The sequence below is a fragment of the bacterium genome, from assembly GCA_016124905.1.
In the GTDB taxonomy this organism is placed as follows: domain Bacteria; phylum Pseudomonadota; class Alphaproteobacteria; order Rickettsiales; family RI-342; genus RI-342.
This window is the reverse complement of record WGMV01000011.1, coordinates 1-15,010: the sequence shown is the minus strand read 5'-3', so window position 1 is coordinate 15,010 and position 15,010 is coordinate 1. Positions and strand designations below refer to the sequence as shown.

At 57.7% G+C, this 15,010-nt stretch carries 7 protein-coding genes; 3 read left to right on the top strand and 4 right to left on the bottom strand.

Annotation, left to right across the window (positions count from 1 at the left end):
• The first annotated feature begins 96 nt into the window (after positions 1 to 96).
• Complete coding sequence (locus tag GC177_03730) at positions 97 to 8,793, top strand: filamentous hemagglutinin N-terminal domain-containing protein (GenBank protein ID MBI1275064.1); 8,697 nt, start codon at positions 97 to 99, stop codon at positions 8,791 to 8,793.
• Between the two features lie 7 nt (positions 8,794 to 8,800).
• On the opposite strand, the gene GC177_03725 is transcribed toward GC177_03730, so the two are convergent.
• The 4 genes from GC177_03725 to GC177_03710 form a co-directional block, all read right to left on the bottom strand.
• Positions 8,801 to 9,238, bottom strand: a complete 438-nt coding sequence (locus GC177_03725) for a VOC family protein (GenBank protein ID MBI1275063.1) — start codon at positions 9,236 to 9,238, stop codon at positions 8,801 to 8,803.
• Positions 9,239 to 9,667: 429 nt separating this feature from the next.
• A complete protein-coding gene (locus tag GC177_03720) occupies positions 9,668 to 10,351 on the bottom strand; it encodes an ATP-binding cassette domain-containing protein (protein ID MBI1275062.1) in 684 nt (227 codons plus the stop codon).
• Entirely contained in the window at positions 10,351 to 11,595 is a 1,245-nt protein-coding gene (locus GC177_03715) for an FtsX-like permease family protein (GenBank protein MBI1275061.1), read from the bottom strand. The genes GC177_03720 and GC177_03715 overlap by 1 nt, the downstream gene beginning before the upstream one ends.
• On the bottom strand, positions 11,595 to 12,608 hold the full coding sequence (locus GC177_03710) for an efflux RND transporter periplasmic adaptor subunit (protein MBI1275060.1): 1,014 nt from the start codon (positions 12,606 to 12,608) through the stop codon (positions 11,595 to 11,597). Before GC177_03710 ends, GC177_03715 begins: the two co-directional genes overlap by 1 nt.
• Before the next feature lie 203 nt (positions 12,609 to 12,811).
• Here GC177_03710 and GC177_03705 point away from each other — a divergent pair, with 203 nt between their 5' ends.
• Both GC177_03705 and cydB read left to right on the top strand, forming a co-directional pair.
• Positions 12,812 to 14,212 (top strand): cytochrome ubiquinol oxidase subunit I, encoded by a 1,401-nt coding sequence (locus tag GC177_03705; protein ID MBI1275059.1) that lies wholly within the window; start codon positions 12,812 to 12,814, stop codon positions 14,210 to 14,212.
• A partial coding sequence (gene cydB, locus GC177_03700; GenBank protein MBI1275058.1) for a cytochrome d ubiquinol oxidase subunit II occupies positions 14,205 to 15,010 on the top strand: 806 nt, incomplete at its 3' end. The genes GC177_03705 and cydB, both read left to right, overlap by 8 nt.

Sequence of the window (15,010 nt, the reverse complement as noted above, 5' to 3'; positions counted from 1 at the left end):
ACATATTGTTATATATATATAGAAAATCTTTGCGTGGCTTTATTCTATGTTAAGGAAAATGGCGTTTAATGGGAGGGTATAAGTGTTTTTTGTCCCATGTCGTTACGCCATCACGTATCCACCGCCGCATTGCTGCTTGCTTTGATACCCGATGCCGTGCTTGCCAACCCGATGGGTGGGCAAGTGGTGGCGGGGCAGGCTGGCATCAGTGCGCGACCGGGATTTTTACAGATCAACCAGTCCAGCAACCGGGCGGTGATCGACTGGCGCAGCTTCGACCTGGCGCCCGGAGACATCACACGGTTTAACCAGCCCAATGCCGGTGCATGGACACTCAACCGGGTGAATGCGGCGGACCCAAGCCGAATATTCGGTACGATCCAGGCCAATGGGCGCATTGCCATCATCAACCCGAACGGGGTGGTATTCGGCCCCGGCTCGCATGTGGATGCCGCCGGGATTGTTGCCAGCACGGCGGATACGACCAATGCGCGCTTCATGGCCGGTGGAAAGGTTGTGTTCGACCGCCCGGGCGACCCGCACGCATCCATCGTCAATGAAGGGACCATTACCGCGAGAGATGCCGGGCTGGTGGGGTTGGTCGCCCCGAATGTGGAAAACAGCGGTGTGATAACGGCACGGCTTGGCAAGGTTCAGCTGGCGGCGGGTGAAACCTTTACGCTGGATATGGCGGGAGACCGGCTGCTTGAGGTTGCGATAAGCGATGGCGTGGCGGCCCGGTTAAAGAATAGCGGGACCATTCGCGCCGATGGTGGAGACATTGTGCTGACGGCCGCCGCCGGGCGGCATGTGGTGGATGCGCTGATTGAACAAAGTGGGGTGATTTCGGCCAACCGGGTTGGGCTCAAAGGTGGTCATATCACGCTGTATGCGGCAGGCAGTAATGCCGTGTCCGGTAATCGCTCCGGTGATAAGGGTGTCAAAACCGGTTCCAGCAGGGTGAATGTTTCCGGTGTGATACAGGCGAGTGACAGCGCCAACCTCAACAGCCAGGGCGGCAGCATCGACATATGGGGCGATTATGTTCACGTGGCCCATGCGCGGCTTGATGCATCGGGCAATGCCGGGGGGGGCGTTATCCGTATCGGCGGGGATTATCATGGCGAGGGCCTAACGCCGACGGCGCTGCAAACCTATGTTGAGACGGATGTGGGTATCTATGCGGATGCATTTGTTTCCGGCCATGGCGGAAATGTCACGCTTTGGGCGGATGGGCAGACGGATTTCTACGGAAATATCAGCACACGGGGCGGTGAGCGGGGCGGAGATGGCGGGTTTGTTGAGGTTTCCGGCCATGATCTTCTCAACTTCAGCGGCACGGTGGACACGTTGGCGCCGCGTGGCAATACCGGTATCCTGTTGCTCGATCCGAACGATATCAACATCACCGCGGCGGATTCCAATATCAATTGTACGGCGGGTACATGTTCAGCGGCAGGCGCAGGTGCCTCAACCTTAAATGTTGCCACACTCGTGGCCGCGCTTGGCGCCAGCAACGTCATTGTCACCACCGCGCCCGGCACAGGCGGCAGCGGCGACATTACCGTGACCAGCGCCATCAATTGGAATACCGGTTTTAACCTCACGCTCAATGCCAGCCGCAACATTACCATCAATAATACCATCACCGGCACAGGCGCCGGTGCCTTGACCCTGACGGCGGGCGGGGCGGGGAATATCGATATCAACAACAATATCAGCGTGGGCGGATTGCTGACCACCAATGCGGGAACGGGCAACACGTTGTTGAGCGCCAACATGACATCCTACGGAATGACGCTCAATGCACCCGTCGTCATGGATGGCGCTCTGGGTACTCGCATATTGAATGCCAAAACAGGCGTGCTGACCATCAATGGGGCTGTGTCGGACAGTAATGGCAATAATAATCTTTCATTGCTAACGGATAACGATATCGCCTTGAATGCAAATTTGGGGGGCACAACCAGCCGCAGCTTATTCATTGCTTCCGATACGGCTGGGCATACCATCGGTTTGGCCGGGCAGGCGGGGGTAGTCAATCTTACCACCGCTGAACTAAACCGGATACAGAGCAACTGGGGGGCCATTGTATTCGGCAGTACGGGGGCTAACAGTTCCGCTATCAATGCGGGGGCCTATGCCTGGCAGAGCGCGCTGACCTTCAACAGCAATGCCGATAGTATCACAATTGCGGGCAATACATCCACATCCGGCGCTGGTCATAGCCTATCGATCATTTCCAACGCGGATCCGATCATTAATGCGAATTTGAGTACCTCCGGCAACAATAGCGCACTTTTCCTGTCAACGGCATCTGCGGGTACTACGCTAGGGATTGCAGGCGGTGCGGGCACGTTCAATATTTCTGCCGCTGAATTGGCCATGATATTGCCCAGCAACTTTATCTATGTGCAGATCGGTAACTCCAGCGCCATGACCAATGCCATTGAGCTCAATGGATATACGGCCTGGAACCTTCCTTTCCGGCTGCAGGCCCCTAACGGCATTAATATTAACGGGGCGCAGACCAGCACGAGCACGATGAGTTTTTCCACCGGAGTGGACATCAATTTCAACCAGCTTATAACCGCCACCCAGATCAGCGTGAATGGCATAGGCAACACCAGCATCGGCATTGCAGGGCAGGCGGGCGCCATTACGATCGACAACACGGAACTGAGTAATTTAAGCGCATCCAGCTATACATTCACAAATGGCAACACTGCCACCAATGCCGCTATTGATTTAGGCGCGCATAGCTGGGGCAGCGCTTCGCTGACCATTGATTCGGGCAATGCGACCAATGCGGGCAATTTGATCGTCAGCGGCGCGCAGAGCTTCACAACAGGTAACTTTACCCTGGCAACGGGAACCGGTGATATTGTTTTCAATGACAATGTCGCTGGGGGTGCTACCGATACATTGACCGTATCAAGCCGCGCCGCGGCGGGCGGCAGTATCGTATGGAACGGAACCGGCGGCACGACCAATCTGGACAGTACGGATCTATCGCATATTTCCGGTTTCCAGCTGGTTCAGTTCGGCCAGAACGTAGGGGGCATATTTTCCACCCCCATCACGGTGAACGCCTATACCTGGTCACGTCGGGCCACGTTTATCTCCACCGCAACCATTACCGTGGATGGCGCGCAGGAATTCGGGAACAATTCCGTCCAATTTCAAATCGGTTCCACGCCGGTATTCAATGCGGATATCAATGGTACGTCGGCGCTTTCTTTCCTTTGCAATATCGGTATGTGCTCCGGCAAATCCATGGGGATTGCAGGCGGCGCGGGAACCATCCAGCTAGATGACCCATTGCTGGACCATATTACAAGCAACTGGAGCACGCTGAATATAGGTGGACCGTCTTCAAACGGTAATACCGGCTATCACCCCACGACCATTGATGTGGGGGCGTATACCTGGCGGTGGAACACGCAGTTCAACTCTGGGTACACCACGCCCATCACCTTCAGTGGCGCGGCGGATTTCAGCAATAAAAACATTACGATCAATGCCGGTAATGATGTAATCATCGGCGCCAATCTCAGCGGTACCGGTGCGCTGACCATTCGTGCGTTTGACAATACAGTTGCCGGAATAGGGCTTGCCGGCGGCACCGGCATTGTAAATATAAGCGCGGCGGAGCTGGATTTTCTACAAAACGGATTTTCTTCCATCAAATTCGGCCTCAGTAGCCAGGCCCAGGCGATCGATCTTGGTGCATACAGCAACTGGAAAGACCCGCTTGAATTTTATACCACATCCCTCGGCACCATCACGGTCAGCGGGGCACAGGCCACATCTGTGGGAAACAACGCCAGTTTCTCCTTTCAGGGACCGACGACATTCAATGCCGGGGTGAGCACGAATAATTCCACCTCTGGCACCGGCACCATCACGCTGGGTAACTTCTCGCATGTGCTGAAGGCGAACCTGCTTACCAATAACAGCAATATCACCATTAACGGCGCGACCACCCTCAGCGGTGCAGCCTTGAAATCCATCAGTGCCGGTTCCGGCACCATCACCACCACGGCGGCGATCAACAGCGCGGCCAGCAGCCTTTCCCTGACGGCGAATACGCTGACGCTCGGCGCCAATATTACCGGCGCCAGCACGCGAGCGCTGCTTATCACCGCAGGCAGCGCCGGGCGCGCTGTTTATATAGGTGGCGGCAGCGGTGGGCTGGATTTGGATGATACAACACTTTCGCGTCTGGATACGGGCTGGGCGCAGATCAATATCTATAACCTGGGCGCTAGCGGCGCGGGCGGTATCTATGTTGACAGCACGACCCTGCACAGCAACCTGCGCCTGCAAGGGCTGGCTGACGGCATAACCATCACGGGGCCTCTGGATGTGCAGGGGCATGACCTGTTCCTTTATGCCAATGGCGGCGATATTGCCATCAATGGCGCGGTTACATCCGCCGGAGGGCACCTGACCATCGGTACGATGGAATCCGCCACGGGGAATGAGTTTGTCTCTCTGGGGGGTGGAGGGGTTTATAACCGAACCAGCGTCGGCACAACGACCATCGGTGTGGGCGGGGCGGCGGGCACCATTACCCTTTCCGACGCAGAGCTGGATAATATCACCGACGGCTGGAGCAGTATCGAAATAGGGGATGTGGATGATATTGGCGGAACGCCTTTTACCATCGCCATCAATGTGGATGCCTACAGCAACTGGAAAGACCCGATTACGTTTAACGCGGCCTCAACCGGAGCCATTACGGTCAGTGGGGCACAGACCACGCTGGCGGCCAGCAATGGCGGTTTTACCTTCAACGGCCCCACCACTTTCAATGCCAGCATCAATACCAGTAATTCCAGCGCGGCGACCGGGACGATCACCCTCAATAATTTCCTGCATGTATTGGGTGCCGACCTGATCACGGACGATAGCAACATCACCATCCACGGGCAGGTCGATGCCTCTGCAGATTTCACCATCAATGCGGGAACGGGCAACCTGACCCTTGGGGCGACCTCTTCCATCACATCGCTCGGCCATGGCGTGACCTTGACGGCCGATAACATGGATATTCAAGGCGACCTGACCGGTAATGCCACCGCACAGCTGAATATCGGGCCATCAACGATCACCCGCAATATGCAGCTTGCCACCGGCTCTGGAACGGAATTGTATCTTACCGCTGCGGAGCTTGATCATATCCAGGATGGTTGGGGGACCGTTTACTTTGGGGGTAATACCATTTCCGGCTTAAATGCGAATGCCGCCATCGGTAATTATGCATGGGGCGATTATGGTGTCGTATTCAATTTCAGGCCAACCAGATTAATCAGCATAGCAGGTGGGACGTTTCAGAATGATGTCCAGTTCGTGGGGAACATGGATATCAGCGGCAGTTTGAATGGAAGCGGCAGTCTGCTGTTCAACAATTACAGCGGGGCTGCCATCGGCCTGGCCGGGGCCGCCGGTACCGTTCAGCTTTCCGTGGCAGAACTGGATTTCATCGCCGACGGCTGGGGCAGCATTCAATTCGGCGATAATCTTGTACCTTTTTCCACTTCCAACATCGTGGTGAACGGATATTCGAACTGGAAAGACGACGTTATTTTTGCCGCAAGGACAGGCCATACCATCACCATCAGCGGGAATCAGTCCACAGCGGTTGGCACCGATGGCAACTTCACGTTTGATGGTCCAACGACATTTAATGCAAATGTCGATACATCCAATTCCACCGCGGGCACTGGCACCATCACCCTTGGCAATTTCAGCCATGCACTTAATGGAGACCTGACAACCAATAACAGCGATATCACCATCAACGGCGCCACTACCCTGAGCGGCGCTACCCGCAGCATCAATGCCGGAACCGGTGCGTTCAATACCACGGCGACGATCAGCAGCACGGCCAGTAACCTGATATTGACGGCTGACAGCATGTCCATCGGCGCGGATATTACAGGTGCCGCCGCGCGTTACCTGTCCGTGAGGACCGGCACGGCCGGGCGTGCCATCAACCTGGGCGGAGGTGTAGGTGGACTCGACCTGGATGATACCGAGCTTGACCATCTGGACAATGGATGGACGGGGGCGGGGTCGGTAAGGATCGGTGATTATCTCAGCGGCACCATTACGCTTGATGGCTTCAGCTTTCATTCAAACATGAACGTGCTGCGTAACGCAAACGGCGTGGTGGTGGACAATGCGCTGGATTTCAACGGAAATGACCTGTCATTCTGGGGCGATACCGGGGAAATTACCTTAAACGGCACTCTTGCGTCCGCCGGGGGTGATCTGCATGTCGGTCTCGCTGGAAACGGTCTGTCCATCGGTCTTGGTGGTGCGGTTGGAACGGGCACCAGTTTATCCGACGCGGAACTGGATAATATTCTCGACGGGTGGAATTCCATTCAATTTGGTAATTTTGACGGTACCAAGAATATCCTCATTAACATTGACGGATACAATAACTGGAGAGATCCGATCTCTTTTGGGACGAGCAGTCTTGGGCTTATTACGGTAAGCGGCGTTCAGGCCACGGCGGCTGGCAGCAACGGCAGCTTCACGTTTAGCGGGCCAACCCAGTTTGATGCAAATGTGGATACAACCAATTCCAGTGCGGGGGCAGGGACCATTACCCTCAGCAATTACACCCATGCATTGAATGCCAACCTGATCACCGATGACAGCGATATCACCATCAACGGTTCCGTGACTACCGGCGGTGCGGGCAACCGGCTTATCACGGCTGGAACCGGCACCATCATCACCGGCGCCGGTGGAACTATCAGCAGCCCCGGTAATGATCTGGTGATGACGGCGGATAATATGACTATCGGGGCGGCCATGTCGGGTGGTTGGCTCTATCTTCGTGCCAGTACGGCGGGGCGGGCCGTCAACGTGGGCGGCCCTACCGGCGGGCTTGATCTCAGCGATGCCGAACTTGGGTTTATCGATGGTGGCTGGACGCGCGTGACCATCGGCAATTATCAGGCGGGCGTCGTTACGCTGGATGCCTTCACTTTCAACGATGCCCTGGCCGTGCGCGGCGGTTCTGGAGGGGTTGTCGTTTCCGGCCCGGTGAACCTGAGCGGCAATTCGCTTTATTTTGACATGCAGGGCGGGGATTTACAGCTTAACAGCACCATTGCCTCCAACGGTGCTAACCTGAGTATTACCAATACCAATAATGCCACCACCATCGGTCTGGGCGGCGCGGCGGGTGTGGTTGCGCTTTCGGACGCGGAGCTGGATAATATCAGCGATGGCTGGTCAAGCATCAATATTGGCAGCGGAAGCCTCAATACCGTCATCAATATGGGGGCTTATAATAACTGGAAAGACCGGGTCATTCTGCAGGCCGCAGCAGGCGGCGGCATTACGGTTAGCGGCGCGCAAACCACGGCTGCAGGCACGAATGGGCGCTTTACCTTTGATGGGCCGACCACGTTCAATGCCAATGTCGATACCAGTAATTCTTCCGCCACCAACGGCGCCATTGTGCTGAACAATCATGCTTACACACTTGGGGCCGATCTGATTACCGATGACAGTCTTATCAACATCAACGGAACGGTTGCGCTATCGGGCGGCGCAGGGGTGACACGCCTGATCAACGCAGGCACCGCCACCGTATCGACCAGCGTGACCGGCATTATCAATGCGGGGGTGCAAAACCTGCTGCTGCGCGGGGGCGATCTTGCCATCGGCGCCAATATTAGCGGGACCGGCGCTCTGATTTTGCGCGGGGCGGGTGCGATCATGAATATCGCGACCGGAGCGGGTGGATGGAACCTGGATGCGGCGGAGATTGGCAGGCTGCAGAATGGCTTCAGCAGCATCCTGATCGACAGCAACAGCAACGCGGCGATGAATATCGGTGCTTCAACCTGGAACGATGCGGTCACCTTCAAGACCGGTACCGGCGACATCACCCTGTCCGGCACGCTCACCAGCGTGGGCACGGCGGGAAACAGCCTGGTGCTGGCCACCCAGGGCAATTTCGTCAATATGGCGGGGGCCGGTGCGCTTGCCCCCGGCGCAGGCCGCTACCTTGTGTATTCCACCAGCCCGTCGTTGAACGCCATGGGTGGCATTGGCGGCTACAGCAAACAATACGGAAAGAATTACGCCAGCAACCTGCCCGCCACCATTCCGGCGGGGAGCAATTATTTCCTCTATAGCATCGCGCCGACCGTCACCCTTACCGCCCATGACGTGACGCGCTATGACAATGAGCCCAACCCCGCCTTCAGTTATCAGGTGAGCGGGCTGATCGACGGGGATATGTTCGCGCAGGCATTTACCGGCACGCCGGTTATCAACACCACGCTTGGCAGCTCTTCACCCGCAGGGGTTTATTTGAACGGCCTTGTCATCTCCGCGGGAGCGATGGTGCCGACGGCGCTTGGTTACCTGGTGCAGTTCGTGCATGGCACCATGACCATTCTGGCAAGCGATCCCGCTCCGCCAGTGGCACCTCCTCCCCAGCAATACACATTGCCGCCCTCCGTCACTTCAGGCCTGACAACGGGCATGGATTATCTGGAGCGTCCGGCCCCACTATTGGTGCGCGTTACCGAGCCTAGCCAGGAAGGCAATACAACGGAAGAATCCGCCATAATGGTCAGTTACGGCTATGGTGACATCAAGACCGAATACCAATCTGACTTTGATCTTATCGTGCATGAAGCGAAACCCATGCCACAGATCGTGGAGGCACGAGGAACGAATACCAGCAAAGTGTTCATCATCTGCAATGCCAGCAGCAACCGGAAGAGCAAGGATTGCGTGGGCGCCAGCCGTTAAGCGCGTATTACGACCGTTTTAGCGGGCAATTCAGCATCCAGTGAAAGCCGTATTTATCTGTCAGCATGGCGAAGCGGTTGCCCCAGAAGGCATCATGCGGGGGAAATACGGGCTTACCGCCTGCGCTGAGTTTCTGAAAAAAGCTTTCGAGCTGTTCCACCGAATCGGCATTGATATTGATGGTAACGTTATCCCCGGTAACGGTTTTGCCGCTTGGGTTGTCGGATCCCATGATGCCGAATTTTTCACCCATGATGCAGGCATGCATGACCTTGTCTTTCATGGTTTCCATATCCAATGCACCGTCTGGGCAGCCGCCCTTGTCTGCGGGTGGGGCATCGGCATAGGTCATGATCTGCAGTTCGCCGCCAAGGCAGTTTTTGTAAAACTCCATCGCTTCGCGGCAATTGCCGTTGAAGAAAAGATAGGGGTTTGTGGTGGGCATGGCTCGCTCCTTCATGGATGTGTGATGTCCATTACAGGTGGCGGCATAAAAAGTCCATTCCGTCACATCCCCGTGCCGCTTGCTTATCGACTTCTTATATTTTGGAACTGTCCATCCTGTCACGAATTGAGGAGGGGAGGGCTATGGTTGGGTTGCTCGGCGACACGCCAGAGTTAATGATAAATATCAACATGATATCTACAGGAGTTGTTATGAATAATGAACGTCAGAACGAACGTGCAGGCAGCCAATCCCAGAGCGGCCAGCGCCAGAGCGAGCGCAGTAACCAGACGGGTTCTGCCCCCAAGAAAAACATTGGTGAGCGCAGCAGCGAGCGCCAGAGCGGCAGCGAGCAAAGCAACAAAAACGTCTAATCCGGCGTTTTTGAGAAAACCCCGGCGGCTCTCCCTCCGCCGGGGTTTTTTGCGTTTAGCGGGTGGATTGAATGACGCCATCCACGATGACAATGGAATGGTCGGCCGTGGCGGCAAATTCCGGATCATGCGTGACGGCGATGACGGCGCGGTTATGCTGGTGGGCGACATCGCGCAGGATTTTTTGCACATTGGCGCTGGAGGCGGTGTCGAGGTTACCGGTGGGCTCATCGGCCAGAATCAGAAGCGGCTCGTTGGCCAGCGCCCGGGCAATGGCCACACGCTGGGCCTGGCCGCCGGACATCTGCCGGGGTAGTTTATGGCGCTGTTCGGCAAGGCCGAGGCTTTCAAGAAGTTCCTCTCCCCGCTTTCTCATGGTGGCTTCGGACCGCTTGCCCAGGCGCTGCATGGGAAGCATGACATTTTCCAGCGCGGTAAATTCGGGCAAAAGGAAATGGAACTGGAAAACAAAGCCGAGTTCCGCCAAGCGCAGGTCGGCGCGCGCGTCATCGGTGAGGGCGGTGGTTTCCTGCCCATTGAGCCAGAGCTTGCCGCCGCTGGGTTTATCCAGCAGGCCGAGAAGGTAGAGCAGGGAGGATTTGCCGGAGCCGGACGGGCCGGTGATGGCGGTGAATTCGCCCTTGCGTATCTGCAGCGTGGCATCCTTCACCAGGGTGACGGGTACATCGCCTTCCAATGTGCGTTTGAGGTTTTCGACACGGATAATGACCTCGTTCATCAGCTGCCCCGCAGGATGTCGACCGGTTGCACCAGCGCTCCCTTGCGGGCGGGCAGCAGGGCTGCAATCACAGCGGATAACATGGCGAAACCCGCGGCGATGAGAAATTGCGTGAGGCCCCAGTCGATCGGCATCTGCACCACTTCTGTGCTGCCGGGGGGCTTGAAGCGTATCTGCATGAGCGCCAGCATGAGGCCCATGCCAAGCGGCAGGCCGGTGACGCAGCCGCACGCACCGAGGATGGCGCCCTGAATGACGAAAATGCGCTGAATATCCCGCGCATGGAAGCCCATGGATTTCATGATGGCGATGTCGCGGTGCTTTTCCATCACCACGGTGGAAATGACGTTGTAGATGCCGAAACCCGCCACCACCAGCACGGCGCTGACGACCGTGTACATGATGATGTTGCGGATGGTGAGGGTGCTCATGATGTCCTCGGAGGCTTCCTGCCAGGAAACGCATTTGTAGCCGATGCGGTTCTCTATCCGCTGAGCCACGGCGCGGGCTTCAGTGGGGGTGGGAAGCTTGACGATGATGCTGTTGATGCGGTTGGGGCGGTTGAGCAGGGCCTGCACGCGCTTGAGGCTGACGAAGGCCTGGCTTTCGTCGTAACTGGCGCGCCCGGTGCGGAAGAGGCCGAGAATCTTGAACACGCGGCGCTGGCCGGTGGTGGAGGCGATGAGGATGTTGTCGTTGCGTTTGACGGAAAGTTTGCGCGCCAGCTCGGTGCCGATGACGATGCCGTCTGGATTGGCGATGAGCTCGTCCATCGTGCCTTCGATCATGTATTGCTGGATGGTGGTGACGTCGCGGATTTCCTCCGGCACCATGCCGTTGAGGGTGATGCCGAGATCCTTGCCCGCATAGCTGACCAGCGCCTGCCCAGCCAGCACGGGGGAAGCACGCAGGCCGGGCACGGTGGCGCGCAGGCTTTCAAGAATCTGCTCGTAACCGCGTATGCCACGTGTTTCGGTGACGGGTTTGACGTTGCTGAGCTCCACCGCGCCGCTGGTATAGATCTGCTGCAGCGGCTGCATGCGCGGGTTGCGGAATTCATCCTCGATGGTGATGTGGGGGGAGTTATCCACCAGGCGGCGGATGAAATCCTTTTCCGAGCCTTGCATGAGCGATGAGATGGCCAGGAAAAACGCCACGCCCAGCACAATGCCGAGCAGAGAGACGACGCTTTGCCGCTTGCGCGCCAGCAGATGTTTGACGGCAATGGAAGCCAGCAGCGGCATCAGGGAGTGCCTTTCACCAGCCTGGCGCGCACGTGCTCGCCTTCCTTAAGCGTGTCGTAGGGTTTGAGCACCACGAGGCTGTCATCCTTCAGGCCGCCGCGTATCTCGATTTGCGAAGGGCCTTTGGCGCCGATCTGGGGCTTGCGTTTCACCAGTTTTCCATCCTCGATCAGCCAGATGCTGTCCTCGATCACGGCGCCCGAGGGGATGAGCAGGGCGTTTTTCGTTTCCCGCAGAATGATGTTGGTTTCCGCCGTCATGCCGATGCGGAGCGGCACTTCACCGTCGAACTGGATGCGCACACGGTAGCTGCGCGCCACGGGGTCGCCCATCGGGGTGATGGCCTGCACCTTGCCGTTGAAGGTTTTTCCCGGAAAGGCATCGGCGCGAATCAGCACCGGCTGGCCGGGGACGACGCGGGAGATATCTTCCTCATCCACCTCGGCGGAGATACGCAGCGGCGCGCAGCAGGAAATCCAGAAAACCGGCGGGTTGGCTGAAATAAGCTGGCCGATCTCGCCATCGCGCTTGATGACCAGCCCATCCGCCGGGGCGACGAGCTTCATGAAATTGGCCTGCGCCGTTGCCTGAGAGACGGCCGCCTTGGCGGATTCCAGGTTGGCCTTGGCGACGTCGTAATTCTCCTTGGTCACCAGATGTTTTTTGACCAGCACGGCGCTGCGGGCATATTCCTTCTCGGCCAGTTCCTGCTTGGCACGAAGCGCCCCCAGCGCGTGCTGCAGGTCGTCATCCTCCAGGCGGGCCATCACCTGATCCTTGGTGACGTTGAAGCCCTCATCCACGTTGAGTTCCGCCAGGCGCGCAGCCACGCGGGGGGCGATGGGCATCATCACGGTGGCCTCCACCGTGCCGGTGGCGTAGACGGCCTCTACGGCGGGGCCGTGCACCGGGTGCACTGCATCGATATGTTTGCCGCCGACCACTCGGACGACGAGCATCCATGCCAGCACGAGCACCACGCATGGGATGAGGATAAGCGAATATTTCTTGATGGGAACGGGCATGGAACCGTTAAAGGCTTTGGGTGAGCTTGTGCCTTTGTCTCTAGCGCATTGTGTTGTTCTTTCCTATAGGTTTTGCTGAGTTGAGCATGGCAACAGGCAGCCATGCGTTTGGCGCCATTGCAAAATATGGCCGGGCATGCCAAAACTAGGTGCCTGATCCGAGGCATGGCAATAAGCATATCGAGGTGCCCATGTTTGCGTTAGATCCCGTGTTGCTGGCGCGCATCCAGTTCGCGTTCACCATTAGTTTCCATATCGTATTCCCTGCGTTCAGCATCGGGCTGGCCAGCTTTCTGGCCGTGGTGGAATGGCGGTGGCTCAGCACGGGGGACGACCGCTACCGGGATATCTATAAATTCTGGGTGAAGATCTTCGCGGTGGCTTTTGGCATGGGGGTGGTGTCGGGCGTGGTGATGTCGTACCAGTTCGGCACCAACTGGTCGGTTTTCGCGGACCAGACGGCGAATGTGCTGGGGCCGCTGCTCGGGTTTGAGGTGCTGACGGCGTTTTTTCTGGAGGCATCGTTCCTCGGCATCATGCTGTTCGGCATGAACCGCGTCAGCCCGCGCATGCATTTCGTCTCCACCTGTATTGTTGCTGTGGGAACGCTGATCTCGGCCTTCTGGATTCTGGCGGCGAACAGCTGGATGCAGACGCCGCAGGGGTTTGAGCTGGGGCCGGACGGGCGGCTGAACCCGCTCAACTGGCTGGCGATCATCTTCAACCCCTCGTTCCCATACCGATTCATGCATATGGTGACGGCGGCCTATCTCAGCACGGCGTTCGTGGTAGGGGGCGTCGGGGCCTTTTACCTGTGGAACAAACGGCATGTGCCACATGCGCGCATCATGCTCGGCATGGCGACGCTGATGGCTGTGTTCGTTGCGCCATTGCAATTGTTCATCGGCGATTTGCACGGGTTGAACACATTGAAGCACCAGCCCGCCAAGGTGGCGGCGATGGAAGGCGTGTGGGAGACGGAAAAAGGCGCGCCGCTTCGCCTGTTCGCCTGGCCCGATCAGAATAAGGAGATGAACCATTACGAGGTGAGCATCCCCAAGCTGGCAAGCATCATCCTGACCCATAGCGAGGATGGCGAGATTCGCGGCCTCAAGGCCTGGCAGCCGCAGGACCGGCCTCCGGTGGTGTGGGTGTTCTGGTCCTTCCGGGTGATGGTGGGGCTCGGGATGCTGATGATCCTGATCGGCGCGGTGAGCGGTGTGCAGCATCTGCGCGGAAAGCTGTTCAACAGCCGCTGGCTTCAGGGCTGGTGGATGCTGATGATGCCTTCTGGCTTCATCGCGCTGCTGGCGGGGTGGTTCGTAACCGAGATCGGCCGGCAGCCCTTTACGGTTTATGGCGTCATCCGCACAGAGCATTCCGTTTCCCCTGCCGTTCTAGGGCCGCAGGTGGCATGGTCGCTGCTGGCGTTTGTGGTGGTGTATACGCTCGTGTTCGGCGCGGGCAGCTATTACATCCTGAAACTCATCGGCAAGGGCATCCACCAGCGGCAGGATAAGGACCAGTATTACGGGCATAGCAAGGAGGCCGCCGCGGTGAAGGCGGCTGGCAAAGGAGGCAAGCATGTTTGATTTCTCATCCTGGCTGGATCTTCCGCTGATCTGGGGCGTGCTGATCGGCACGGCCATTTTCCTGTATGTGCTGCTGGACGGGTTCGACCTGGGCATCGGCGTGCTGTTTCCCTTCGCGCCGTCGGACAAGTGCCGCGACCGGATGATGAATTCCATCGCGCCTTTCTGGGATGGCAACGAAACCTGGCTGGTGCTGGGCGGTGGCGGGTTGTTCGCGGCCTTTCCGCTGGCTTATTCGATTTTGCTGCCCGCGTTTTATATCCCCATCATCGTGATGCTGCTTGGGCTGATCATGCGCGGGGTGGCGTTTGAGTTCCGCTTCAAGGCGGACAAGGGAAGAAGGCTCTGGGATTATGTGTTTCATTTTGGCTCGCTCGGGGCCTGTTTCAGCCAGGGCGTCATCCTTGGGTCCTTCGTGCAGGGTGTGACGGTGCAGGGGCGTGATTTTGCCGGAGGGCCGTTTGACTGGGCCACGGGCTTCAGCATGATGACGGGCATGGCGGTGGTGTTTGGCTATGCATTGCTGGGCTCCACCTGGCTGGTGATGAAAACGGAGGATGTGACGCAGAAATGGGCGCGCCAGGTGGCGGGGTATGTGCTGATTCTGGTTGGGGTATTTGCTGTTGTCGTGAGCGCGGCCATGCCGATCATGAATGCGGGCGTGCGGGACTTCTGGTTCTCACGGCCGAATGTCTACTGGCTGCTGCCGATTCCTTTCGTCACCGCGTTTCTGTTCGGCATGATCTGGCGGGACCTGCACAAAGGCAAGCGCGAGTGGCGGCCGTTTCTAGCCGGTAT